The 24280-nt window shown below is 73.5% G+C and carries 21 protein-coding genes; 10 read left to right on the top strand and 11 right to left on the bottom strand.

All coding sequences use genetic code 11. The features are described from left to right. The first annotated feature begins 53 nt into the window (after positions 1 to 53). Genes ABD324_RS27145 through ABD324_RS27120 form a run of 6 tightly spaced genes read left to right on the top strand, consistent with a single transcriptional unit; the run spans position 54 to position 8563 of the window. Complete coding sequence (locus tag ABD324_RS27145; RefSeq protein ID WP_344423092.1) at positions 54 to 2777, top strand: ABC transporter permease subunit; 2724 nt, start codon at positions 54 to 56, stop codon at positions 2775 to 2777. Next, positions 2774 to 3514, top strand: a complete 741-nt coding sequence (locus ABD324_RS27140) for an ABC transporter ATP-binding protein (RefSeq protein ID WP_344423090.1) — start codon at positions 2774 to 2776, stop codon at positions 3512 to 3514. Before ABD324_RS27145 ends, ABD324_RS27140 begins: the two co-directional genes overlap by 4 nt. Further along, positions 3511 to 4860 (top strand): flavin-containing monooxygenase, encoded by a 1350-nt coding sequence (locus ABD324_RS27135; protein WP_344423088.1) that lies wholly within the window; start codon positions 3511 to 3513, stop codon positions 4858 to 4860. The genes ABD324_RS27140 and ABD324_RS27135 overlap by 4 nt, the downstream gene beginning before the upstream one ends. Beyond that, entirely contained in the window at positions 4857 to 7217 is a 2361-nt protein-coding gene (locus tag ABD324_RS27130; RefSeq protein ID WP_344423085.1) for a CaiB/BaiF CoA transferase family protein, read from the top strand. Before ABD324_RS27135 ends, ABD324_RS27130 begins: the two co-directional genes overlap by 4 nt. A gap of 10 nt (positions 7218 to 7227) precedes the next feature. Continuing rightward, positions 7228 to 8355 carry an amidohydrolase family protein gene (locus ABD324_RS27125; RefSeq protein WP_344423083.1) on the top strand — a complete coding sequence of 376 codons (1128 nt, stop codon included), beginning with the start codon at positions 7228 to 7230 and terminating at the stop codon, positions 8353 to 8355. A 1-nt stretch (position 8356) separates the two neighbouring features. Next, a complete protein-coding gene (locus ABD324_RS27120; RefSeq protein ID WP_344423081.1) occupies positions 8357 to 8563 on the top strand; it encodes a hypothetical protein in 207 nt (68 codons plus the stop codon). A 77-nt stretch (positions 8564 to 8640) separates the two neighbouring features. On the opposite strand, the gene ABD324_RS27115 is transcribed toward ABD324_RS27120, so the two are convergent. Next, positions 8641 to 9927 (bottom strand): acyl-CoA dehydrogenase family protein, encoded by a 1287-nt coding sequence (locus ABD324_RS27115; RefSeq protein WP_344423078.1) that lies wholly within the window; start codon positions 9925 to 9927, stop codon positions 8641 to 8643. Positions 9928 to 10016: 89 nt separating this feature from the next. On the opposite strand from ABD324_RS27115, the gene ABD324_RS27110 reads away from it, so the two are divergent. Together ABD324_RS27110 and ABD324_RS27105 are read left to right on the top strand one after the other, a co-directional pair. Then, a complete protein-coding gene (locus ABD324_RS27110) occupies positions 10017 to 10817 on the top strand; it encodes an SDR family NAD(P)-dependent oxidoreductase (RefSeq protein WP_344423075.1) in 801 nt (266 codons plus the stop codon). A gap of 40 nt (positions 10818 to 10857) precedes the next feature. Next, positions 10858 to 11508, top strand: coding sequence for a TetR/AcrR family transcriptional regulator (locus tag ABD324_RS27105; protein WP_344423072.1), 651 nt, complete (start codon positions 10858 to 10860; stop codon positions 11506 to 11508). A gap of 18 nt (positions 11509 to 11526) precedes the next feature. Here ABD324_RS27105 and ABD324_RS27100 read toward each other — a convergent pair whose 3' ends face one another. Genes ABD324_RS27100 through ABD324_RS27065 form a run of 8 tightly spaced genes read right to left on the bottom strand, consistent with a single transcriptional unit; the run spans position 11527 to position 19201 of the window. Next, on the bottom strand, positions 11527 to 12588 hold the full coding sequence (locus tag ABD324_RS27100; protein WP_344423070.1) for a phosphotransferase family protein: 1062 nt from the start codon (positions 12586 to 12588) through the stop codon (positions 11527 to 11529). After that, positions 12588 to 13538, bottom strand: coding sequence for an SMP-30/gluconolactonase/LRE family protein (locus tag ABD324_RS27095; RefSeq protein ID WP_344423067.1), 951 nt, complete (start codon positions 13536 to 13538; stop codon positions 12588 to 12590). The genes ABD324_RS27100 and ABD324_RS27095 overlap by 1 nt, the downstream gene beginning before the upstream one ends. Further along, positions 13535 to 14416 carry an LLM class F420-dependent oxidoreductase gene (locus ABD324_RS27090; protein WP_344423064.1) on the bottom strand — a complete coding sequence of 294 codons (882 nt, stop codon included), beginning with the start codon at positions 14414 to 14416 and terminating at the stop codon, positions 13535 to 13537. Before ABD324_RS27090 ends, ABD324_RS27095 begins: the two co-directional genes overlap by 4 nt. A 6-nt stretch (positions 14417 to 14422) precedes the next feature. After that, complete coding sequence (locus tag ABD324_RS27085) at positions 14423 to 15262, bottom strand: mycofactocin-coupled SDR family oxidoreductase (RefSeq protein ID WP_344423062.1); 840 nt, start codon at positions 15260 to 15262, stop codon at positions 14423 to 14425. After that, entirely contained in the window at positions 15259 to 16605 is a 1347-nt protein-coding gene (locus tag ABD324_RS27080) for a flavin-containing monooxygenase (protein ID WP_344423059.1), read from the bottom strand. Before ABD324_RS27080 ends, ABD324_RS27085 begins: the two co-directional genes overlap by 4 nt. A gap of 17 nt (positions 16606 to 16622) precedes the next feature. Beyond that, complete coding sequence (locus tag ABD324_RS27075; protein WP_344423055.1) at positions 16623 to 17039, bottom strand: Zn-ribbon domain-containing OB-fold protein; 417 nt, start codon at positions 17037 to 17039, stop codon at positions 16623 to 16625. A gap of 8 nt (positions 17040 to 17047) precedes the next feature. Continuing rightward, positions 17048 to 18184, bottom strand: a complete 1137-nt coding sequence (locus ABD324_RS27070; RefSeq protein ID WP_344423052.1) for an acyl-CoA dehydrogenase family protein — start codon at positions 18182 to 18184, stop codon at positions 17048 to 17050. A gap of 3 nt (positions 18185 to 18187) precedes the next feature. Beyond that, on the bottom strand, positions 18188 to 19201 hold the full coding sequence (locus ABD324_RS27065; RefSeq protein WP_344423049.1) for an acyl-CoA dehydrogenase family protein: 1014 nt from the start codon (positions 19199 to 19201) through the stop codon (positions 18188 to 18190). Positions 19202 to 19453: 252 nt separating this feature from the next. On the opposite strand from ABD324_RS27065, the gene ABD324_RS27060 reads away from it, so the two are divergent. Together ABD324_RS27060 and ABD324_RS27055 are read left to right on the top strand one after the other, a co-directional pair. Continuing rightward, a complete protein-coding gene (locus tag ABD324_RS27060) occupies positions 19454 to 21070 on the top strand; it encodes an AMP-binding protein (RefSeq protein WP_344423046.1) in 1617 nt (538 codons plus the stop codon). Positions 21071 to 21134: 64 nt separating this feature from the next. After that, positions 21135 to 22367: a CaiB/BaiF CoA transferase family protein gene (locus ABD324_RS27055; RefSeq protein ID WP_344423043.1), complete on the top strand. Its 1233-nt coding sequence runs from the start codon at positions 21135 to 21137 to the stop codon at positions 22365 to 22367. 42 nt (positions 22368 to 22409) lie between these two features. On the opposite strand, the gene ABD324_RS27050 is transcribed toward ABD324_RS27055, so the two are convergent. Next, positions 22410 to 23102 carry an alpha/beta hydrolase gene (locus tag ABD324_RS27050; RefSeq protein ID WP_344423040.1) on the bottom strand — a complete coding sequence of 231 codons (693 nt, stop codon included), beginning with the start codon at positions 23100 to 23102 and terminating at the stop codon, positions 22410 to 22412. 29 nt (positions 23103 to 23131) lie between these two features. After that, positions 23132 to 24280: a thiolase family protein gene (locus ABD324_RS27045; protein WP_344423037.1), complete on the bottom strand. Its 1149-nt coding sequence runs from the start codon at positions 24278 to 24280 to the stop codon at positions 23132 to 23134.

Below are 24280 nucleotides of genomic sequence, written 5' to 3'. Positions count from 1 at the left end.
CCGGGTCCGGCGAGGAGCGTGACGTCGCAGTGAACAGCCTCCTACCGTTCGTCGTGAGCGGGGTGACCGTCGGCGTGGTGTACGGCCTCGCCGGGGTCGGCCTGGTCCTGACCTACCAGACCTCGGGGATCTTCAACTTCGCCCACGGGGCCGTGGCGGCCGCCGCCGCGTACGTCTTCTACTACCTGCACGTCGAGCTCGGCCTGCACTGGGCGGCGGCGTTCGTGGTGGCGGTCGGGGTGGTCGGGCCGGTGCTGGGGATCGGGCTCGAACAGGTCGCCCGGCGGCTCGCCGGGCGACCGACCGGCCTCAAGATCGTCGCGACGATCGGGCTGATCCTGCTGGTCCAGGGCCTCGCCACGGCCCTGTTCGGGCACAACACGCTGCGGGTCAAGCAGTTCGTCCCGGGCGGGAACACGGTGGTGGCCCTCGGTGGGGTCAACGTGACCGTGTACCAGCTCATCGTGGTCGCGGTCGGTCTGGTGGGCGTCGCCGCGCTCACCTGGCTGCTGCGCCGCACCCGCACCGGCGTGGCGATGCGGGCGGTGGTCGACGACGCCGATCTCGTCCGGCTGCACGGCACGAGCCCGGTCCGGGTGCGGCGCACGGCCTGGATCCTCGGGGCGACGCTCGCGGCCTTCTCCGGCGTGGTCGTCGCCCCGCTGACCGGCGTCGAGGCCGTCGCGATGACCTTCCTGGTCGTCCAGGCGTTCGCGGCGGCGGCGTTCGGGGCGTTCTCCAACGCGGCCCTGACCTTCGGTGGCGGCGTGGTCGTCGGGATCCTCAGCAACCTGGCCACGAACTGGGTGGTGACGACCCCGGCGCTGTCCGGGCTGCCCAACGCCCTGCCGTTCGTGATCCTGCTGGTGGTCCTGCTCGTGTTGCCCAGACGGAAGCTGGCGCCACCGGCGGCGCCGGTCCCCGCCACACCCCGGACGTGGACCGCGCCCGCGCGGGTCCGGATCGGGTCGGGGATCGTGGTCGTCGGGGTGCTGGCGCTGCTGCCGTTGTTCGTCGGGACGGCGCTGGGCAGCTTCACCGTCGGCCTGACCCAGGCGATCGTGCTGCTCTCGCTGGGCCTGCTCGTGCGCACGGCCAACATGGTCTCGCTCTGCCACGCCGCGTTCGGGGCGATCGGGGCGGTCGCGTTCTCCCAGTTCGCCACCGAGCTCGGCCTGCCGTGGCTCGTCGCGGTCCTGCTCGGCGGGCTGGTCGTGGTGCCGATCGCGGCGCTGCTCGCGCTGCCCGCCATCCGGCTCTCCGGGGTCTTCCTGGCGTTGGCCACCTTCGGCTTCGGGCTGGCGCTGGAGCGGCTGTTCTACTCGTCGGACCTCATGTTCACCGCGCAGGGCACCGGGCGGGTCATGCCCCGCCCGGCCTTCGCGACGTCGGACGAGTCCTTCTACTACGTCGTCCTGGCCTTCCTCGTGGTGGTCGCGCTGGTGATGGTGGCGCTGCACCGGGCCCGGCTCGGGCGGCTGCTGCGGGGCCTCGCCGAGGCCCCCACCGCGGTGTCCACCCTGGGCCTGAACACCACCGTCACCCGGGTGATCGTGTTCTGCCTGTCGGGCTTCCTGGCCGGCATCGGCGGTGTGCTCTACGGCGCGACGGTGAGCGTCGCGGTCGGCAGCGACCCCAACTACCAGGCGTTCTCGTCGCTGGTGCTGGTCGCGGTGCTCGCCCTGGCCCCCGGCCGGGAGCCCTGGTACGCGCTGGTGGCGATCCCGGCCGCGGTGATCCCCTTCTACTGGACGGACAGCGCGGCGAGCGCGTGGCTGAACGTGGCGTTCGGCCTGTTCGCGCTGGACACCGCGCTGCGGGGCGGGACGCCGGAGCTGTCCGCGCGGATCCGCGCGGCCCTCGACCGGCTCGGGCGCAGGCCCGTTCCGCCGGGCGAGACCCCGCAGCCGCCGGTGTCGGAGCGGCCGGTGCCCGTCGCCGGGACGCGGGTCCCGCAGACCAGGGTCCCGGAGGTCAGGGTCCCGGAGGTCAGGGGCCTGGAGGTCGACGGCCTGGTGGTGCGCTTCGGCGGCCACGTGGCCGTCGACGGCGCCGCCGTGACCGCCCCGCCCGGGCGGATCACCGGGCTCATCGGGCCCAACGGCGCCGGCAAGACCACCACGTTCAACGCGTGCAGCGGCCTGCTGCGGCCGAGCTCCGGCCGGATCGTGCTGCACGGCGAGGACATCAGCGGCGCCTCCCCGAACCGGCGGGGGCGCAAGGGCCTGGGCCGGACCTTCCAGACCGTGCAGCTCTGCGACGCGCTGACCGTGCGGGAGAACGTCGCGCTCGGCCGGGAGGTGACCCAGGCCGGTGCCCGCGCCTGGGGTCAGGTGCTCGCGACCCCGCTCGAGCGCCGCACGGCGGAGGAGAGTGCGGCGGAGGCGTTGCGGCTCTGCGGGATCGAGCATCTCGCCGACCGGCACGCCGGCGCGCTGTCCATCGGTCAGCGCCGCCTCGTCGAGCTGGCCCGCTGCCTCGCCGGGCCCTTCGACGTGCTGCTGCTCGACGAGCCGTCGTCCGGCCTGGACGTCGCCGAGACCGAGCGGTTCGCCCGGACGCTGACCGAGGTCGTCGAGACCCGACAGCTGGCCGTGCTGCTCGTGGAGCACGACATGTCGCTGGTGATGTCGGTGTGCGAGCACGTCTACGTCCTGGACTTCGGGGTGCCGCTGTTCGACGGCGGCCCGGCCGAGGTGCGGGCCGATCCCGGGGTCCGCGCGGCGTACCTGGGCTCGGAGGCCCCCACGACCCGCGAACCGGAGGTGATCCGATGAGCAGCGCCACCGTGACGACGGCGCCGGCGGTACGGCTGGAGTCCGTGCACGCCGGCTACGGCACGACGCCCGTGCTGCGCGACGTCGACCTGACCGTGCCCGCGGGCGGGGTGACCGCCCTCGTCGGCCCGAACGGGGCCGGCAAGTCCACCCTGCTCAAGGTCGTCGCCGGGCTGCTGCCCGTCACCGCGGGCAGCGTCGCGCTCGACGGCGAGGTGGTCGACGGGCTCCCGGCCGAGCAGCGGGTCGCGCGCGGGGTGTGCCTGGTCCCGGAGGGCCGCGGGGTCTACCGCGGGCTCACCGTGCGCGAGAACCTCGTGATGCAGGCCCGTAAGGGCGGCGAGGCGGCGGCGATCGCCCGCGCCGTGGAGATGTTCCCGGTGCTCGGGCAGCGCCTGGGCCAGCAGGCGGGCACCATGAGCGGCGGCGAGCAGCAGATGCTCGCGCTGTCCTCGGCGGTCGCGCGGGACGCCCGGCTGATCATGGTCGACGAGCCGTCGCTGGGGCTCGCGCCGGTGGTGGTCGACGTGGTGTTCGAGTTCCTGGAGAAGGTGCGGCGCCCGGACGGCCCCGATGTCGCGCTGCTCGTGGTGGACCAGTTCGTGCACCGGGTGCTCGCCCTGGCCACCGAGGCGCACGTGCTGCGCCGTGGGCGGATCGTCCATTCCGGACCCGCCGCCGAGCTGGCGGCGGGCGACGCGTTCGAGAAGTACCTCGGCGGAGAGGAGACGGCATGAGGGTCGCGGTGGTCGGGGCGGGCGCGGGGGGCGTCTGCGCGGCGAAGTACATGATCGGGGCGGGATTCGACGTCACCGTCTTCGAGGCGGGCTCGCACATCGGCGGGCTCTGGGTCTACGACAACGACAACGGGCGCCCGCAGGCCTACCGCAACCTCAGCATCATCTCCTCGCGCCGGTTCACCCGCTTCGCCGACTTCGACTTCGACGACCGCACCCCGCGCTTCCCGACCCACCGGGACATGGCCCGCTACCTCGACTCCTACGCCGCGCACTTCGGGGTCAAGGAGCGGATCCGCTTCCGGACCCGGGTGGCGCAGGTCAAGCCGGCCTTCGACCCGGCGACCGAGGCCCCGCGCTGGCTGCTCACCACCGAGGCGGGGGAGCAGGAGGAGTTCGACGCCGTGCTGGTGGCGACCGGGCACCTCAACGAGCCCAACCACGTCGCCGCGCTGCGGGAGTTCGGCGGCGACTACCGGCACTCCTCGACCTACCGCTACGCCGACGACCTGGTGGGCAAGCGGATCTGCGTGGTCGGCGTGGGCAACTCCGGTGTGGACATCGCCAGCGACGTCTGCTCGGTCGCGGCCCGCACCGTGCTGGTGGCGCGCTCCGGGGTGGTGATCCAGCCCAAGGTGCTCTTCGGCGTCGCCTTCTCCGACATCGCGATCTCGTTGCGCCGCAGGTGGATCCCGGCGCGGCTGCGCAACCGGCTGATCAAGGCGGTGGTCTACACCGCGCACGGCGACCTGACCCGGCTGGGCATCCGCGCGCCGAAGGGCCGCACGCACCCCACGCTGAGCGAGTCCATCGTCGCCGACATCGAGTACAACCGCGTGGCGGTCAGGCCGGGCATCACCGCGATCGACGGCAGGCGGGTCACCTTCGCCGACGGCTCCAGCGAGGAGTTCGACGTGCTGTTCGGCGCCACCGGCTACGTCGTGTCGCTGCCCTTCGTGCCCGACGACGTCGTGCCGGTGCGGGGCAACCACGTCGACCTCTACAAGCGGATCTTCTCCCCGGACTGGCCCGGCCTGTGCTTCGTCGGGATGCTCAACCCGCTCTCCACGCTCAACCGCATCTTCGAGGAGCAGAGCCGGCTTATCGCCCTGCACCTCGCGGGCCGGGCCGCGCTGCCGAGCTCCGCGGTGATGCGCGCGGACATCGCCGGCAAGAACCGGCGGAGCGCGCAGATCTACACCGACTCGCCGCGCCACGAGATGGAGGAGCCGGACTTCGGCTACGTCGAGGAGCTGCAGGCGCTCGCCGGGGGCCGGTTCACCGGCAACCGCCCGCCACGCGGGACGCCGACCCTGCAGGAGGCGTACGCGGGGCTCGCACGGTGACGGGCCCGCTGGCCGGGCTGCGGGTCGTCGCGGTCACCGGGCTCGCCGGGCTGCACTGCGCGCAGGCCCTGGCGGACTTCGGCGCGCAGGTCGCGCTCGTCGAACCCCCGGGCGGGCACCCGATGCGGGCATCGGCGGCCTTCCCGTTCCTGGCCCGCGGGATGCGCAGCATCGTCCTGGAACCGGGCGACACGGCGGGGCTGCGCCGGCTCGTCGCCGCCGCGGACGTCCTCGTGGAGTCGTGGACGCCCGCGCAGGCCGAGGAGCGGGGTCTGACGCCCGAGCGGACCACCGTGGACCATCCGCGGCTGGTGCACGCCTCGATCACCGGGTTCGGGCGGACCGGGCCGTACGCGCACCTCCCGGCGGACGACGCGCTGGTCATGGCGGTGATCGGCGGGAGCCACACGCTCTCGCCGATGGCCCCGCGCGAGGGCCCGGCCTTCGCCGCGGTGCCGTTCGCCTCGTACAGCGCGGGACAGACCGCGCTGCAGGGGGTGCTCGCGGCCCTGCTGGAGCGCGAGCGCAGCGGGCACGGGCAGCACGTGGGCACGAGCCTGGTCCAGGGGCTGGCCGGCCACGACATCTGGAACTGGTTCCTGACCCTCCTCACCACCCGCTACGCGGGCGCGTTCACCCCGGCACCGCACGTGCAGGACGGAGTCCCGAACAGCGCCCTGATCTACCGGCTGCTCGTCGCCCTGTCCGCCGACGGCCGCTGGCTGCAGTTCTCGCAGACCTCCCGGCACCTCTACGTCGCGCTGATGAACGCGCTGGGCATGGGCTGGATGTTCGACGACCCGGAGTGGGGCGAGGAGCTGCCGCTGGTGCCCGACCCGGCGAAGCGGGTGGAGCTGTGGGACCGGATGCTCACCGAGGTCCGGGCCCGCACCGCGGCGGAGTGGGCCGCGGTGTTCGACGCCCAGCCCGACGTCTGGGCCGAGCCGTTCCGGACCGGGCAGGAGCTGCTCGACCATCCGCAGCTGCGACACGACGGCAACGTGGTGCGCGTCGAGGATCCCGAACGCGGGCCCGTCGAGCAGCCGGGGCCGCTGGTCCGCATGGCGGCGACCCCGGCCGACCCGACCCGGCCCGCACCGCGGCCGGACGCGGACGCGGCGGAGCTGCGCGGCTGGGAACCCGTCGACGCCCCCGCGGCCACCGCCGCCGGACCGTCGCTGCCGCTGGCCGGCGTGACCGTGCTCGAGCTCGGCATGTACTACGCCGCGCCGTACGGCGGGAGCCTGCTCGCCGACCTGGGCGCCCGGGTGGTCAAGGTCGAGCCGCCGGGCGGCGAGCCGATGCGGTCGCTCGCAAGCTTCCCCGAGATCGGCGCGATCAAGGTGACGCAGGGCAAGGAGTGCATCGCCCTCGACGCCCGCTCGCCCGAAGGGCGGCAGATCGTGCACGACCTCGCCCGCGAGGCGGACGTGGTGATCCAGTCCTTCCGGGCCGGCGTGGCCGAGCGGCTCGGCGTGGACGGGCCGTCGCTGCTCGCCGTGAACCCGGACCTGGTGTACCTCAACGCGCCCGGCTACGGCGTCGACGGGCCGTGCGGGCACCGGCCCGCCTACGCACCGACCATCGCCGCCGCGTCCGGCATCGCCTGGCGGATGGCCGGCGCGACCCTGCCCGAGCGGACCGACCTGACGGTCGAGGAGACCAAGGGCGCGGCGGTCCGGCTGGTGGCGGCCACCAACGCGTCGTTCGCGCAGTGCGACGGGCTGTCCGCGCTCTCGGTGGCCAGCTCGGCGCTCCTCGGCCTGCTCGCGCGGGCCCGGGGCGCGGGCGGACAGCAGCTCTACACGAGCATGCTGGCCTTCGCCGCGCACCTGAACTGCGAGGACGTGGTGCGGTACGCGGACCGGCCGGCCACCCCGGCCGTCGATCCGGAGCTGTTCGGACTGTCGGCCCGCTACCGGCTCTACCCCACGGCCGCGGGCTGGGTGTTCCTCTCCGCTGCACGCCCGGAGCAGCGGTCGGCGCTGCGCGCCCATCCCGCGTTCGCCGCGGAGGAGGACATCGGCGCGGTCCTCGCGGCGAAGCCGGCGGCGCAGTGGGAGGCGGAGTTCGCGGACTCGGAGGTCGACTGCGTGGCCGTCACCGAGGCCACCGTGGAGGCCACCCTGATGAGCGAGGAGTTCGGCCGCACCGCGGGCCTGCTCGCGGACGTCGAGCACCCGATGCTCGGCGAGCACCCCCGGCTCGCCCCGCTCGTCACCCTGTCCCGGTCGGCCGTCGTGCCCGGGCCGGGATCGCTCGTGGGTCAGCACACCGAGCAGGTGCTGCAGCGGCTGGGCTACCCGGCCGAGCACCTCGCGGACCTGCGCGCCCGCGGCATCGTCGTCACCGGATAGAAGGAGCATCATGACCACCCCGTCCCTGATCTGGGCGAACTCCGGCGACTCGCACGTGCTGGAACCACAGGACCTCTTCTTCGAGCGCATGCCGCGGGCGCTGGCCGAGCGGATGCCGCGCAGCGTCAAGGACCCCGACGGGCGGTGGGAGACCCTGCACATCGACGGCAACTCGTGGCGGCGCCGGCTGCCCACCCGCCCGCTGACCGACGAGACGGGGCTGAGCCAGCAGGACAAGGCGCCCGGCGCCTGGGATCCCGAGCTGCGCCTGAAGGACCTCGACGGCGAGGGCATCTGGGCCGAGCTGATCTTCCCGTCGATCAGCATGTGGACCTCGTCGCTCACCGATCCGGAGCTGCTGCGCACCGGCGTGTCGGTGATCAACGACTGGGCGCTGGAGTTCCAGCAGCGCTCCCCGCGGTTCGTCTGCACCGCGCACCTGCCGCTGCTGTCCGTCGAGGACACGGTGGCCGAGATCCGCCGGACGCACGAGATGGGCTTCAGGGCCGCCTTCTTCCCGGTCGAGCCGCCGCCGTCGCTGCCCAAGTTCAACCACGACGTGTGGGAGCCCGTCTGGGACGTGCTGGAGGAGACCGGCATGGTCATGGCCGTCCACATCGGCACCGAGGCGCACGACGCCGGTGTGATCAACGGCCAGTACCACCGGGGTCCCGGTGGCGCCGTCCTGAACTACTTCGAGACGAGCTTCGGCGGGCAGCGGATCACCGCCCAGATGATCACCTCGGGGGCGCTGGAGCGGCATCCCGGGCTGCGCGTGATGGTCTCCGAGGGCGGTGCGACCTGGGGCCCGTTCCTCGCCGACCGGATGGACGAGGGCTACCGCCAGCACTGGTCCGCCGTGCGGCCCAAGCTCGCCAAGCTGCCCAGCGAGTACCTGTTCACCCAGGTCTACGCGTCGTTCCAGCACGACGGCAGCGCGGTGGCGGCGATGAGCGCGATGGGCTGGCGCAACGTCTGCTGGGGCAGCGACTACCCGCACATCGAGGGCACCTTCGGGCACACCCAGTCCACCCTGCGCGGGCTGTTCGCGAACGCGGACCCCGCGGTGCGCGAGCGGATCACGGTCGGTGCGTTCGCGGAGCTGTTCCCGCACGTCCCGCCGGTCCCGGTGGCCTGAGGTGGACGACGACGACAGCTCGCTGCACGAGACCCCGGCGGAGTTCATGAACGCCGTCGCCACGCTCACCGGGCGCTGCGACGGCCAGTCCGTGATCCGGGGCGCGCAGGGCTATGCGGTCGGCTGCAGCTGCGGTTGGCGGGCCACCGCGGCGACCGGCGTCGAGGGCCTGCGCGCCGCGGTCGCCCACACCGGCGACGAGGCCTGAGGCACGGTCGCCGACACCTGCTTCCGCCTGACTCCCGGGGCCCGGGCACCACCCCCCGCCCGGGCCCCGGGTCCCGGCTACGCGTCCGCGGTCGCCGCCTCCAGGTACCGCGCGAACTTCTCCCGGGCGTCGGCGGCCCGGGTGGGCACGTGCTCGGTCGGCACCTCGCGTGCGGTGTAGCCCCTGAGGATCCGCCGGGCGACGGTGGCCTTGTGGACCTCGTCGGGGCCGTCGAGCATCCGGGCGCCGCGGGCCGCGCGGTACATGTGCTCGAGGGGCAGGTCGGCGGAGAACCCGAGCGAGCCGTGCACCTGGATCGCCCGGTCGATCACGTCGTGCAGCACGCGGGCTCCCCAGTACTTGACCATGCCGATCTCCAGCCGGGCGTTCGAGGTGCCCACCCGGTCGATGGTCCAGGCGGCGTGCAGGGTCATGAGCCGGGCCGCCTGCATCTCGGCGGCGGACTGTGCGACCCAGTCCTGGACCATCTGCTTGTCGGCCAGGGCGGAGCCGTGGGTGTGCCGGCTGACCGCGCGTTCGCACAGCATGTCGAAGGCCCGCCGCGACTGGCCCAGCCAGCGCATCGCGTGGTGGATGCGGCCCGGGCCGAGCCGCTTCTGGGCCAGCCGGAACCCGTCGCCCGGTTCACCGATCAGATGGTCGGCGGGCACCCGGACCTCCCGGTAGACGATCTCGGCGTGCCCGTTCTCGAGGTCGTCGCCCAGCCAGGCGCGGTCCATCGCGGGGATGTCGCGGACGACGTCGACACCCGGGGTCCCGACCGGCACCACGAACATCGACGCCCGCCGCGCCGGCGGGGCCTCGGGATCGGTGACGGCCATGACGATGAGGATGTCCGCGTGGGATCCGTTGGTGGAGAACCACTTGTGCCCGGTGATCACCCAGTCGTCGCCGTCGCGGACCGCGCGGGTGGTGAGCAGCGTCGGGTCCGCCCCCGCACCCGGCTCGGTCATCGAGAAGCAGGAGCGGAGCTCGCCGCGCAGCAGCGGGTGCATCCAGCGGTCCTGCTGCTCCGGCGTGCCGCCGACGGCCAGCAGCTCGGCGTTGCCCGAGTCCGGGGCCTGGTTGCCGAAGACGGCGGGCGCGTACCGGCACTCACCGAGGATCTCGTGCATCAGCGCCAGCCGGACCTGCCCGAACCCGCCACCACCGAGCTCCGGGGGCAGGTGCGCCGCCCACAGCCCCCGTTCCCGCACCTGCTCCTTGAGCGGGTCGGTGATCCGCGCGAACGTCGGACGGTCGAGGTCGAGGGTCTCCAGTGGCACGATCTCCTCGCGGACGAACTCCCGCATCCACTCGAGCGTGGTCACGAACTCGGGTTCGGTGGAGAAGTCCCAGCTCACAATGAGGGCCTTTCGTCGTCGACGGGTTGTCCGGTGACCAACATACCCAGTAGTTTGTCCAGGGAACACCTCACGGAGGAGGCAGGCGCATGGGCGGGTTCGAGGGTCGGGTCGCGATGGTCACGGGCGGCGCGAACGGGATGGGCCGGGCCTGTGCTCGCCGCCTCGCCGCGGAGGGCGCCGCGGTGGTCGTCGTCGACGTGGTGGAGTCCGCGGGCAAGGAGCTCCTCGGTGAGATCGCGGAGGCCGGTGGCCGGGCCGAGCTGGTGATCGGCGACGTGGGGGATCCCGCGGTGATCGAGCAGGCCGTGGGGCTCGCCGAGTCGGTCCTCGGCGGGCTCGACGTGGTCGTGGCCGCGGCCGGCATCCCGGTCCCGGGCTACCGCAGCGGCTCCCCGCGGGCGCAGGCGCCCGCTGGGCTCGAGGGATTCGTGGAGATGTCCCTGGCGGACTGGGACGAGGTGCTCGGTGTCAACCTGCGCGGAGCGCTGCTCGCCGTGCAGAAGGGGGTCGCCAGCATGGTCGCCCGCGGGGTGCCCGGATCGGTCGTGGTGATCACCTCCGTGGCCGCGGCGAACCCCACCTCGTCGGGGCACGTCGCGTACACCGCGTCGAAGGCCGGGGCGCAGGCGATGGTCAAGCACGTGTCGAGGCTGGTGGCGGACAAGGGGATCCGCGTCAACGCCGTCGGGCCCGGGCTCATCGACACCAACATGTCCCGCACCTATCTGGCCAGCGCCGCCAACCAGGCCGTGTTCGCCCACATCCCGGCCGGGCATGCCGGCACTCCGGACGACATCGCGGACGCCGTTCTGTTCCTGGCGGGCGAGGGCTCCCGTTTCGTCGCCGGTGAGGTTCTCTACGTCGACGGCGGGCAGTTCACCGGGTGAGCACTCCCGAATCTCTCGTTCGGACGAGTAGTATGTCCCTATGAAGCAGGGATTCGGCAACGGCCGCGTTCGGGTGCTCGACGAGAAGCAGCGGGCCAGTGCCGGGGAGATCCTCGACGCCGCGGCCAAGGCGTTCTCCCAGAGGGGTTATGCCGCCACCTCCATCGACGACGTGGCCGACGTTCTCGGATGCACCAAAGGTCGTATCTACCACTATTTCCGCACCAAGGGCGACCTGTTCATCGGCATTCACCAGCAGTCCCTCGAGTGGGCGCTCGCCGCGGTCGGTCCCGTGGCCGAGCAGGCGGATCTGCCGGCTCCCGAGAAACTGCGGGAAATGGTGCGGCGACACGCCATGCACCTGATGGAGCACGCGGACTACATGGGCCCGGCCCAGCACCACGCCGAGATGAACCTCGCGAGCGAGGGGCGGGACAAGGGCGACGCGGTCCGGGGCATCTTCGAGATGCGGCGCCGGTTCGAGAGCTTCTTCACCGACGTCGTGGAGGCCGGGATCGCCGACGGGTCCTTCCGGGACGCGGACCCGAACCTGATGGCCAAGGCCGCGCTGGGCATCTCGAACTGGATGAGCGTGTGGTTCCGGCCCGGGAGCCAGGGCGACACCAAGGCCGAGCGGGAGCACATGGCCGAGGAGCTGGCGGAGTTCGCCGTGCGCGGGATGCTGGTCTGATCCCGCGCACGGCCCGGCTCACTCCCGGAGGGCGGCCAGCGCCGCCTCCGACTGCGCCCGCACCGAGCGGAGCCGCGCGGCCATGATCGTCGCGGCCTCGTCCCTGTCGGCCCCCATGTGCCCGGAGGCGTAGCGCGTGTAGACGCCTGCGCCGATGCACGCGGCGCGCCACAGGGCGAATGCGCGGAAGTAGCCCAGGTGGGCGATCCGGTCGCCGATGCCGGCCCGGTCGGCGTAGCGGGCCACCAGCTCGTCCACCTCGGGCCAGCCGTCGAGCGCGGTCGGGCCCGAGGTGATGGTCACCCGGTCGCTGCCCGGCCGCTCCCACGAGGCGACGAGCCAGCCGAGGTCGGCGAGCGGGTCGCCGAGGGTCGCGAGCTCCCAGTCGAACACCGCCCCGATCGCCCCGGTGGCGCCGAACGCGAGATTCCCCGGGCGGAAGTCCCCGTGCACGATCGCGGCGGGCGGGTCCGGGGGCCGCTGCGCGACGAGCCGGGCGTGCACCGCGTCGACCAGGCTCAGGTCGGGGATCGCGCAGGCGTGCACCTGACGGTGCCACCGCCGGAGCTGGCGGTCGAGGAACCCGCCCGGGCGGCGGAGGTCACCCAGGCCGACGGCGTCGGGATCGACGGAGTGCAGGGCGGCGAGGACGTCCGCGCAGGCCAGGCCGGCGGCGTGCCGGCTGCCGGCGGCCATCGCGCGCCCGGCCTCCCGGTCCCCGGGCACCACACCCTCGACGAACCCCATGACGTAGAACGGTGCCCCGATGACCTCCGGATCGGCGCAGAACGCGACGGGCCGCGGCACTGGGACGGGGGTGGGATCGAGCGCCTCCACGAAGCGCCACTCCCGGCTCATGTCGTGCGCGGTCGCCAGCACACCACCGAGCGGCGGCCGGCGCAGGGCCCAGGTCGTGCCCGCCCCGTCGACGATCCGGAACGTGAGGTTGGAGCGCCCGCCGGACAGCGGGTGCACCTCCAGCGGGCCGTCGCCCACCTGGACCGCGGGAGCGTGCCGGGCCAGCCAGGCACTCACCGGCACCGCGGGGCAGGCGGCCTCGAGGGTGTCGCCGCGCGTCATCAGCGGTACCGCTGCAGGCCCTGGTCGCGGGCCGCGCCGACCCAGATCTCGTCGCCGACGGCGAGCGCGGTCGTCGCGACGCCGAGAGCGGGGTCCGCCTGCTCCGCCACGGTCTCGACGGCCAGCGTGTCCGGATCGATCCGCAGCACCCGGGAGGGGAACGCGACCCGCGGCACCGGACCGAAGTAGGCGGCGGCGAAGTCCTCCATCGTCGCGTCCGTCGCCCCGGCCGCGAGCAGCGCACCGTCGGGGGTCCAGGTGAGGTTGTCGACCATGACGTCGACGTCGAGCGTCTCGACGACGGGATCACCGGCCCCCCGGGTGATCTTCCGGATGCACCGCGACCGCCATCCGGCGAGGAAGACCGTGCCGCCGTCCGGGCTGACCGCGACGCCGTTCGCGCTGTTGATCGCGCTGCCGGGCAGGACCCGGCACCCCGCACCCGGCGTCCACTCGACCGCGCACCCGGTCTCCTCGCCGGCGCCCATCCGGGCCATGCCCTTCTCGAGCCCGTCCGAGATGTCGGTCGTGCTGCTCAGCACGAAGCCGCCGCCGGGGAGGGCCGCGACGTCGTTGCCCCAGACGCCGGCGGGCATCGGCACGGTCTCGAGATGGGTGAGGACGGGGCGGTCGCCGCCGAGGTCGATCGCGAACCTCGCCACCGACTCGCCGCCCCCGTGGTCGACGACCAGGAGCTCCGGCGTGCCGTCGGCCGCGACGGCGACGTCGATCCCGTGCGGCTCGAACACGGCCGGGTCCAGGGACCCGGTGTCCGCGGTGTACGGGTAGATCTCGGTGCACGACAGGTCCCGGCGGTCCACGGCGTAGAGCCGCCCGAGGGGGGCCGTGGGGCCCTGCATCCCGCTCGTCAGGACCCAGTCCGTCCCGGGGATCCCCACGAGGTCCTCGGCGTTCACCGGACCCCAGATCCGGCCTGCGAAGCGCTTCATGGCGATGTCTCCTTCTCGTCGAGGACCTGGGCCAGCTCGTGCAGCAGATCCGTGTGGCCGCCGTCGCGCAGCCCGTTGCCCCGGGTGTCGACGGTGAGGTGGGTGGCTCCGGCGGCGGTCCAGGCGCCGATGCGGTCGCGCGCCTCGCCGGCGCGTCCGGGAGCCAGCCGGACCCGGCCCTCCAGCCCGATCCGCGCCGGATCGCGGCCCGCCGCCGCGGCGGCGGTGGCCACCTGCGCCGTCGCCCGGTCCAGCTCAGGGCCGGGCCGCAGCCCGACCGGCAGCCACCCGTCGCCGAGCCGGCCGATCCGCTCCAGCGGACGACGGGCCCGGCCGTAGGTGCCGAACCACAGCGGGACGGGGACGGCCGGGCGCGGCGCGATCCCCGCCCCGTCGACGACGTGGTGGTCGCCGGTGTCGGTGATCGAGCGCTCCGCCCAGAGCCTGCGCATCATCGCGACCTGCTCGTCCATCCGGTCGCCGCGGTCCGCGAACGGCATGCCCAGGGCGGCGTACTCGACCTCGTTCCAGCCCGTGCCGACCCCCAGCCGAACCCGGCCCTCGGCGAGCAGGCTCAGCGTGGCCGCCTGTTTCGCGACGAGCGCGGCCTGCCGCTGGGGCAGGACCAGCACCCCGGTGACCAGCTCCAGCTCGCACACCGCGGCGAGATGGGCGAACAGCACGAGGGGCTCGTGGAACTCGGTGTCCACGTCGTAGGGCCCCGACCAGCCCGGATGGGCCGCCGGGTCCGCCCCCAGCACATGGTCGTAGGCCAGCACGTGGGCGAACCCGAGCTCCTCGACCTCGCGGGCGAAGCGGCGGGCGGCCGCTCCGCTCGCGGTGATCTCGTTCTGCGGGAACACGACTCCGATCCGCACGGACGCCTACCGCAGCAACCGGCCGAGGTCGATCGGCAGCGTGGTGCCGGTGAGGTACCGGCCGGACTCCGCGGCCAGGTAGACCATCGCCTCGGAGACGTCCGAGGGATCCACCCACGCCTCGTCCAGCACGTTGATCGACCGGGCCCGCGACTCGTAGTCCGCCCGGGTGGGCTGCTCGACGTCGGGGCAGGTCCGTCTCCAGAGCTGCTCGTTCTGGATCATCGGGGTGTCCACGTTGGTCGGAGCGACCGCGTTGACCCGGATCCGGTGCGGCGCGAGCTCCAGCGCGAGCGCCTTCATGAGCCCGGTGGCCCCGTGCTTGGCGGCGACGTAGTGCCCGATCCCCGCGTAGGCCCGGCTGCCGGCCACCGACGTGGTGATCACCAGCGCCCCGCCGCGACCGGCGGCGACCATGTGGGGGACGGCCACCTTCGCGGTGTGCCACACCCCGGTCAGGTTGACGTCGATCATGTCGGCCCACTGGGCCGGCGTCATCTCGAGGGTGCTGTCGCCCGTACCCGCGATCCCGGCGTTCGCGACGACGACGTCGAGGCGGCCGCCGAGCTCGGCCACGGCCTTGCCGACGAAGGTCTCCAGCCCGGCCAGGTCCCGCACGTCGACCTCCCCGGCGATCATCCGCCGGTCGAGCCGCTCCACCTCGCGAACGGTCTCGGCCAGGTCCTCCGGTGTCGCCAGGGGGTAGGCGATGGACTCCACCTGGGCGCAGAGGTCGAGGCCGATGACGTCCGCACCCTCGGCCGCGAGGTGCACCGCGTGCGAGCGGCCCTGTCCCCGGGCCGCGCCGGTCACCAGGGCGACCGTGCCCTCCAGCCGGCCGCTCACACGCCCGCCCCGAGGTCGCTGCGCTCGGCGCGGTCCCGGCGCAGCCGGGTGGCGAGTGACCCGGGAGCCGACCTGCTGCCGCGTTTCACCAGATCCCGCAGCTCCTCGACGTAGCCGGTGTCCGGCTCCTCCAGCTCGTGCCGGGGCGAGTCGGTGAAGATCGCGGCGGAGAGCGCCTTCTTCCGCGCGATGTCCGCCCGCATGGCGCCCTCGTCCGGCAGGGTCACCTCGCCGGCGACGCAGCGCGCCACCAGGTGCGCCTGCCGTTCGAAGATCGCGTTCAGCGAGGTCAGCGGGTTGAGCATGCCGATGAAGTAGAGCCCGGGCCGGCCCGGGACGAAGATCCGCTTGTAGAGGTCGACGTGGTTGCCCTCCACCGGCAGCACCTCGGGGGAGAGGAACGGCAGGTGGACGCGGTAACCGGTGGCGCCGACCAGGACGTCGAAGTCCTCCTGGCTCCCGTCGGCGAAGGTGAGGGTCTTGCCGTCCACCGCCGTGATGCCCGGCTTCACCGCCACCCGGTTGAACTCGATGTGCGCCACGATCGCCTCGGACGACGTCGGGTGGGTGCGGGCGGTGGGCGGCAGGAAGCCCAGCCGCCGCTGGTTCCCGTGCGCGAGCGAGACCAGCGTCCTCAGGATGCGGTTGCGGATCCAGGCCGGGATCCAGGGCCGGGCCCGCAGGCCGATGGCGATGTCCGGGAACGGCACCCCGAAGACCACCTTGGGCTGGATCACCACCCCCGAGCGGGCGACCAGCACGGTCCGCTCGGCGACCGAGCAGACGTCGCTCGCGACGTCGACACCGCTGTTGCCGGTGCCGACGACCGCCACCCGCCTGCCCACGAACGGGTCCGCCACCCGGTAGGCGCTGCTGTGCAGGTACTCCCCGCCGAACTCCGCGAGCTCGGGAGCGTGCCGCGGCTCGTTGAGGTGTCCGGTGGCGACGAGCACCGCGTCGAACACCTCCTCGCCGCCCTCGGTGCGCACGGTCCACCGGCCGTCGCCCGCGGGCTCGACGGCGGCGACCGGGGAGCGGAACCGCACGTGCGGCGTGACGCCGAAGTGGTCGGCGTAGCGCTGCAGGTAGCGGTGCATGTCCCAGTGCGTGGGGAAGCGCGGTGTCGACGCGTCGAAGTCGAAGTCGCTGAAGTGCGTGTGCTTGCGGGTCGAGATGATGCAGAGGTGTCGGTAGGCCTGGGCCCGGCCGTTGTCGTTCTCGTAGACCCAGAGGCCGCCGACGTTCGACCCGGCCTCGTACACGACGACCTCGAACCCGGCGGCGAGCATGTACTTGGCGGAGCTGACGCCGGCGAAGCCCGCTCCGATGACGGCGACGCGCATGTCGATCTCCTTCGGTGTCAGACGTCCGGCTCGAACAGGGGGAGCCAGACGTCGTCGAGCGGCTCGAACCGGACCCGCACGGCCATTCCGATGTGGACGTCGCCGGGGCGGCACCCGACGACGTTGGTGATCAGCCGCAGGGCGGCCTGCTCGGGGAGCTCCACCATCGCGATCACGTACGGCTCGACCGTCCCGGCCGGGTTCCACTGCTGGTGGTTGACCGTGAACGCGGCGACCGTGCCCCGCCCGGAGGCCGGCTCCGGCCCGACCGCACGCGACAGGCACACCCGGCACACCTCGGGCGCGGGGTGCAGCCAGGTCCCGCAGTCGCGGCACCGGTGGACCAGCAGCCTGCCCTCCGCCCCGCCCGTCCAGAAGCTCCGGTTCAGCGGGGTCAGTGCCGGGGGGACCCGGAGGGGTCCGGCTGCTGCCACGGTGCCGATCATGCCCGCGGACCGCGGGGGAGGGCCAGCACGCGCTGGGCCAGGATGTTGCGCTGGATCTGGGCCGAGCCGCCGTAGATGCTGCCCGCGCGACCGTAGAGGTAGCGGTCGAACCACTCGCTGCGGTCCGGTGTGGTCACGTCGTCGAGCAGCTCGAGTCCGGCGGACATCAGAGTCTGCTCCACCCGCGTCATCAGCAGCTTGTCGATCGAGCTCTCGGCACCGGGGCTGCCGCCCTCGACCCGCTCGCTCAGGCTCCGGAGGCAGTGCATCCGCAGCACCTCGAGCCCCGCCGCGGCCTCGCCGAGGGTCTGGAGGGTGGACCGGTCGGGCTCGCGCCCCGAGGCGCGGACCAGGCCTGCCAGCTCGGTGAGGTAGCGGTCGAACTTCGCCAGGTAGCCGACGTCCACGGCACCCCGCTCGTAGCTGACGACGTCCATGGCGATCCGCCAGCCGTCGGTCGGCTTCCCGAGCAGGTTCTCCGCGGGGATCCGGACGTCGTCGAGATGGATCTCGGCGAACTCCTCGTCACCGTTCGCGAGGACGATCGGCCGGACCGTGATCCCCGCCGTCCGCAGCGGCACGACGAAGGCGGAGATCCCGCGGTGCCGGACCGCCTTCGGGTCGGTCCGGGCCAGCAGCAGGCAGTAGTCCGCGAACGCCCCGTAGCTGGTCCAGACCTTCTGACCGGACAGCACCCACTCGTCGCCGTCGAGGACGGCACGGGTGCGCAGGGCCGCCAGGTCGGAGCCCGCCTGCGGCTCGGAGAAGCCCTGGCACCAGATCTCCTCGGAGGCGAGCAGCGGCGGGAGGTAGCGCCGGCGTTGCTCGGCCGTGCCGTGGCTGAGCAGCGGGCGGCCGAGGTGGCCCAGCGGGATCATGGTCGGGGCGTTGGCGCGCCCGAGCTCCTCGCCGAGGATCGCCTCCTCCATCAGCCCGAGGCCCTGGCCACCGACCTCCTCGGGGTAGGACAGGGCGATCCAGCCGCCCCGGTACATCTTCCGCTGGAAGGCCAGCATGTAGGGCCAGCGCTCGCTCAGGGTCGCCGGCTCGGGCTCGGACGGGAGGTTGTCGGCAAGCCACGATCGCAGCCGACCGCGGAATCGGGCCTCGTCGGGGGAGTCGCGCAGGTCCATGGCTCAGCCGTTCTCGATGGCCCGCCGCGCCAACAGGGCGAGCGGGGCGTCCGTGCCGCCGAAGGCGGAGTCGTGCAGGTGGGCGCTGCGCAGCCGCAGGTGTGCCTCGTGCTCCTGGGTGACACCGATGCCGCCGAGGACCTGGATGCCGGTCTCGCACACCCGCAGCGACGCCGGGCCGGCGTAGGCCTTGGCCGAGGCGGCCAGGCGCTCGGCCTCGTCGATCGGCGCGTGCTCCACGGCCCAGGAGGCGCCGTAGGTGACCGACCGGGCCGTCTCGACGTCGACCAGCATGTCCGAGCAGAGGTGCTGCACGGCCTGGAACGAGCCGATCGGCTGCCCGTACTGCTCCCGCTGGCCCGCGTAGTCGACCGCCTGGCGGAGGGCGCCGTCCGCGAGGCCGGTGAGGAACGCCGCCGTCCCGGTCCAGGCGATCGCCCGGCAGCGGCGGGCGGCCTCGGAGTCCGGGGCCCCGGTGGGCACCGGGCGGACCCGGCGCAGCGGGTGCAGGGGATCGATGTCGTCGACGACCGCGTCCTCCGCGAGCGCGTGCACGGCGGCGCGCCCGTCGGCGCCCAGGGCGACGCCCCACGCCCCGCGCGTCCAGTCGAACGCGATGGTCGCCTCGGCGACCGGGATATCCAGACGCGCGTCGAGCAGCGGCGCGTACGCGGTGCCGCCGGCGAGATCGGCGAGCGACTCGGCCGGACCCCCGGCCAGCCGCAGGAGCGAGGCCGTGGCGATCGCGGTGGCGACGTACGGAACCGGGGCGATGAACCGGCCGAGCACCTCGGCGACGACGCAGGCGTCGGTGACGGAGCCGCCCGCGCCCCCCTGGTCCTCCGGCACCAGCATCCCGACCAGGTCCAGCTCGGTCAGCTTCTTCCACGCGTCCGCCCGCAGCGCGCCGCCGTCCGAGGCGGCCGAGCGGACGGCCGAGTCGGCGAACAGATGGGCGGCGACCTCCGCCGTGGTCTGCTGGAGGAACACTTGGTCCTCGGATAGGGCGAAGCGCACCGGGCCTCCTCGGTTCTGTCCCGCGAAGCATACGACTCAGTAGGTGGCTGAACAACGTCGTCACGTCCCGGGTGGGCTCTCGCACGGTAACCAGGGCGACGAGCAGGGTCAACCTACGCAGTAGAATGTTGTGCGCGGCGGCCGCCGTCTCTACCGTGCGGTCGGTGGTCGACCCTTGTCCGGGCCCGGGTCGGGTGTGCATACTACTTGGTAGGTTGACTCTCGAGTCGAAGGCGATGGGATGACGACACCTTGGGGCCCGTCGTGGGCCGGCCCGGTCCTGTGAACGCGCAGCGCACCGCGGACCTCCGGTTCGGCTCACAGCCGGCGATGGCCCTCGCGTCGGCCGAGCGCTTCTCCGACGCCCCCGCGGTCATCGACGGCGGGATCGAGCTGTCCTTCCGGGACGTCGCGCGGGACCTCCGGCGGGTGGCCGCCGGCCTGGTCCGCAGGGGTGTGCGGCCCGGTGACCGGGTGGCGCTGTGGGCGCCGAACTCGGCATCCTGGATCGTGGCGGCGCTGGGGGTCCAGGCGGCCGGGGCCTGGCTCGTGCCGCTCAACACCCGCTTCCGCGGGAGCGAGGCGGCGTACGTCGTCGAGCGGGCGGACGCCCGCGTGCTGCTGGTCGTCGACGACTTCATGGGCACCGACCACGTCGGGCTGCTGCGCGAGGCCGCGCCCGACCTGGCGGCCCGCACCCCGGTCGTCCGGATACCCGGGCCGGGGCGCGACGACTGGTCGGGTTTCCTCGACGAGGGATCCGCCGAGGACCGGGCCGAGGTCGGCCGCCGGATCGCCGCCCTGGGTCCGGACGACGTCAGCGATGTCATCTTCACCTCCGGCACCACCGGTGCGCCGAAGGGCGTGCTGCTGCGCCACGGTGCCAGCCTGCGCGCCTACGAGGCCTACAACTCCGGGTTCGGGCTGGCCGAGGGGGACCGGCACCTCGTCGCGACCCCGTTCTTCCACTGCTTCGGCTACAAGGCCGGCTGGATGCTCAGCCTCCTGGTCGGGGCGGCGACGGTGCCGGTGGCCGTGTTCGACGCGGGCCGCGCGCTGGCCGACGTCGAGCGGCTGCGGGTCACGCACGTGCCGGGCTCGCCCGCGATCTTCACCGGGATGCTGGACCACCCGGAGCGGCCCGGGCGCGACCTCTCGTCGCTGCGGGTGGCGATCGTCGCCGCGGCGTCCTTCCCGGACCGGCTGGTGTCCCGCATGCGTGGGGAGCTCGGCCTCGACACGGTGATGACCGGGTACGGGCTCACCGAGAACCACGCGATCGGCACGTTCACGCTGCCCACGGACCCGGACGAGATCGTCGACGCGACGGTCGGCCGGCCCGCCGACGGCGTCACCGTGCGGATCGTCGCCCCGGACGGCTCGGAGGTGGCCGCCGGCACGGAGGGTGAGCTGCTCCTCGGCGGATACGCCCACATGACCGGGTACCTCGACGACCCGGAGGCCACGGCCGAGACCCTCGTCGACGGCTGGCTGCGCACCGGTGACCTCGCCGTGCAGGACGAGAACGGCTACGTCCGGATCACCGACCGGCTCAAGGACCTCTACATCATGGGCGGGTTCAACGTGGCCCCCGCCGAGGTGGAGCGCAGCCTGTCGGCCATGCCGGCGATCGCGCGCGTCGCCGTCGTCGGCATGCCGGACCCGCACTTCGGTGAGGTCGGAGCGGCGTTCGTCGTCCCCCGGCCGGGGGCGGTGGTGACTCCGGAGGAGGTGGTCGCCTACGCCCGCGCGGCGATGGCCAACTACAAGGTCCCGCGGCTCGTGACGATCGTCGACGAGCTGCCGGTCAACGCCAGTGGCAAGGTCCTCAAGCAGCGGCTGCGCGAGCGGCTGCCCGTCCACCACTGAGCACTCGGACTGCAGGACGACGGCCGACCCACCGGGCGGCCCGACGACAGGTGAAGGACGGACAGTGACGGAACAGCAGGGGTCCTCCGCGGCGGCGATGTTCGAGGGCGTCAAGGTCCTCGAGGTGGCGGAGTGGACGCTCGTGCCGGCCGCGGCCGCGGTGCTCGCCGAGTTCGGGGCGGACGTGATCAAGGTCGAGCGGCCCCGGGGCGGTGACATGCAGCGCGGCCTCTCGGTCGCCGGCGTCAATCCCGTGATCGACGGGGTGGCGCTGCAGATGGAGCAGACGAACTTCGGCGGCAAGCGCAGCATCGGGATCGACGTGCGCAGCGAGGAGGGCCGCGCGCTGATCCTGCGGCTCGCCGCGCAGGCGGACGTGTTCCTCACGAGCCTGCTGCCCAAGACGCGGGACAAGGTCGGGCTGGACTACGAGTCGGTGAAGGCGGCCAACCCGCGGATCGTCTACGCGAGCGGGATGGGCTACGGCTCCGAGGGCGCGGACGCGGACCAGGGCGGCTACGACATGACCGCCTACTGGTGCCGCAGCGGCATCGGGTACGCCCTGACCGCGGCGGACGCGCCGACCACGGCGAAGATGCGCCCGGCCATGGGGGACAAGCTCGGCTCGATGAACCTGGTGGCGGGCATCGCCTCCGCCCTGTTCCGCCGGGAGCGCACCGGCGAGGGCGCGAACGTCGAGGTCTCGCTGATGGGCACGGCCATGTGGCAGATCTCGAGCGACATCGTCTACTCGAAGGCGCTGGATCGCGAGAACAGCCGCGAGGCCCGCGGGCGCAACCCCCTCGTCGACTACTACGAGACGGCGGACCATCGCTGGATCGTGATCGCGCTCCTCGAGTCCGACCGCTGGTGGCCGGCGTTCGCGGAGCTGGCCGGGCTCACCGAGCTGCTCGACGATCCGCGGTTCGTGGACCACCACGCGCGCACCGAGCACCACGAGGAGTGCCGGGAGATCGTCGCGGCGACCGTCCGCGGCCGTCCCTATGCGGAGTGGGTGGAGCGGTTCACCGGGTTCGGTGGGCCCTGGGCCCCGCTGCAGTCGCCGCGCGAGGTGGCCGACGACCCGCAGGCCCTCGCGAACGGCTACATGAGCGACCTGACGGCGGCCAACGGCACCACGATCCGGATGGTGCCGGCGCCGATCACGATCGACGGCAGCCACGGCCGGCTGGACCCCTGCCCCGAGGCCGGCGCGAACACCGAGGAGATCCTGCTCGAGTTCGGCGCGGACTGGGAGGAGATCATCCGGCTCAAGGACGCCGGCGTGATCACCTGAGCGCGCAGGGCGGTCCCGCCGGCCCCGGCGGGACCGCGCCGGTCAGACGTACTTCGCGGCCATCTCGTTGCAGATCCCGGCGAGCTCCTCGGGGCGGCTGAACATGGCGAGGTGCCCGGCGTCGAGGTCGACGATCTCGTCGACGCCCGCCCGGGCGGCCATCTCGGTCTGCAGGTCCGGCGGGAAGACGGTGTCGCGCGCCAGCCGGACCCAGGTCTTCGGCACGTCGACCTCCCAGCCCTCGAGCGTGGCCGGGGTCCGCAGGATCCGCCCCGGCTCGGGAACGCTCAGGGCGATCGCGTGCTCCAGCTGCTCCGCCGTCATCTCGCCCGCCATGTGGGCGACGAGTTCGGGCGTCTGGACCACCGGCTCCCCGGCGTCCCCGCCCACCACCTCCGGGCGGCCCGTCGTACCGAGGACCGTCCCGCCCTGCGGCGGGACGGCGCAGGAGAGCAGGACCACGTGCCGGACCCGCTCGGGTGCCGCCAGGATCCCCGCGGTGACGCTCAGCCCGGCCAGCGAGTGCGCGACCAGGATCAGCTCGCCCGGCGTGCGGGCGACGGTGTCCGCGACGGTCGCCCGGTAGTCCGGCAGGCCCACCGTGCGGATCTCGTCCGGACGGTTGTCGCCGCGCCCCGGCTGCACCACCGCGACCGCGGGCAGCGTGAGGTGGGGACGCATCCGGTCCCAGCAGCGGTCGTCGAACGTGCCGCCGTGGATCAGCAGGAACTGCATCGTCGCACTCCGTCCAGTTCTCTCGGGGGTCAGTCGGGGGTCGCGCCGAGCAGGAGGGCGCCGCCGCCCGACTGCTGGCCGATCGAGACCAGGGCCAGCTCGGCCCCGGGCACCTGGCGGGGGCCGGAGCGGCCGGTGACCTGCAGGACCGCGTCCATCAGGTGCGGCACCCCGTGCATCCGGCCGGCGCCCAGGTTCCCGCCGGAGGTGTTGAGCGGCACCGGATCCGCGGCGAGGTAGCCGAACGCCTCGCCGGGTCCGCAGAAACCGAACGCCTCCAGCCACACCACCGCGATGATGCCGAACCCGTCGTAGAGGTTCGCGAGGTCCACGTCCGCGGGGCCGAAGCCGGAGCGCCGCCACAGCGTCCGGGCCACCGCCCGGCCCGCCTCCTGCTCCTGCTCCAGCGGCCAGGGGCGCAGTGTGTTGCCCTCGGCGTGCACGGCCGGGGCGAGCCCCCGGACGTACGCGGGCGGGTGCGGCAGGTCGTGGTGACCGGTCCCGCTCACCACGAAGGCGGCGGCGCCGTGCACGGGGATGTCGCAGTCGTGCACGCACAGGGGCGTGCTGATCATGCGCGCGCCCAGGTACTCCTCGACGGTCAGCGGCGCGGCGCCGCGGGCCGTCCAGTACCCGTGTTCCCAGAGCAGCCCGTTCGCCCGGGCCCGGACGACGAGGGCGGCCATCTCCTCCCGGCTGCCGGTGCCGTAGAGGTGCTGGTAGCGCTGCCACTGCTGGGCCCAGACCCCGGGCACGAAGATCCCGTACGGGGCGTCGAACTGGGCGGGTCCGGGGGCCCCGGCGTCGGCGCGCACCCCGTAGCGGGCGCGCGGGCCGTGCAGCGACCGGCAGACGAGGACGTGGTCGCAGAGCCCCGACCCGACGGCCGATACCGCTGCGACCAGCGAGTTCATCAGGAAGCCGCCGACGTTCTCCCGCCAGGTCGTGGCCAGGCCCAGGTGCCCGGCGACGAAGTCCGCGGTGACGTGGTCGACGCCGTCGTAGGTCACGTCGCGGCCCGGTACCGGCTGGCGGGGCGCGCAGGCCACGCCGTCGATCCGGTCCGCGGTCAGCCCGGCGTCCGCGACGGCCGTCCGGCAGGCGTCGAGGGTGAGCGGGCCCAGCGGCACCTCCGGGCGGCGGTACACCGGGGAGTGCCCGACGCCGGTGATCGCCAC

Origin of the sequence: Pseudonocardia ailaonensis (assembly GCF_039531635.1) — a bacterium.
Classification (GTDB): domain Bacteria; phylum Actinomycetota; class Actinomycetes; order Mycobacteriales; family Pseudonocardiaceae; genus Pseudonocardia; species Pseudonocardia ailaonensis.
Note: the sequence above shows the minus strand (reverse complement) of the source record. Positions and strands in the feature narration are given on the sequence as shown.

Excerpts from the sequence above, each read along its gene's own strand:
- ABD324_RS27140 (WP_344423090.1), top strand. The coding sequence starts at position 2,774 with ATGAGCAGCGCCACCGTGACGACGGCGCCGGCGGTACGGCTGGAGTCC.
- ABD324_RS27135 (WP_344423088.1), top strand. The coding sequence starts at position 3,511 with ATGAGGGTCGCGGTGGTCGGGGCGGGCGCGGGGGGCGTCTGCGCGGCG.
- ABD324_RS27125 (WP_344423083.1), top strand. The coding sequence starts at position 7,228 with ATGACCACCCCGTCCCTGATCTGGGCGAACTCCGGCGACTCGCACGTG.
- ABD324_RS27110 (WP_344423075.1), top strand. The coding sequence starts at position 10,017 with ATGGGCGGGTTCGAGGGTCGGGTCGCGATGGTCACGGGCGGCGCGAAC.
- ABD324_RS27105 (WP_344423072.1), top strand. The coding sequence starts at position 10,858 with ATGAAGCAGGGATTCGGCAACGGCCGCGTTCGGGTGCTCGACGAGAAG.
- ABD324_RS27100 (WP_344423070.1), bottom strand. The coding sequence starts at position 12,588 with ATGACGCGCGGCGACACCCTCGAGGCCGCCTGCCCCGCGGTGCCGGTG.
- ABD324_RS27095 (WP_344423067.1), bottom strand. The coding sequence starts at position 13,538 with ATGAAGCGCTTCGCAGGCCGGATCTGGGGTCCGGTGAACGCCGAGGAC.
- ABD324_RS27080 (WP_344423059.1), bottom strand. The coding sequence starts at position 16,605 with ATGCGCGTCGCCGTCATCGGAGCGGGCTTCGCCGGCGTCAGCTCCGCC.
- ABD324_RS27070 (WP_344423052.1), bottom strand. The coding sequence starts at position 18,184 with ATGGACCTGCGCGACTCCCCCGACGAGGCCCGATTCCGCGGTCGGCTG.
- ABD324_RS27050 (WP_344423040.1), bottom strand. The coding sequence starts at position 23,102 with ATGCAGTTCCTGCTGATCCACGGCGGCACGTTCGACGACCGCTGCTGG.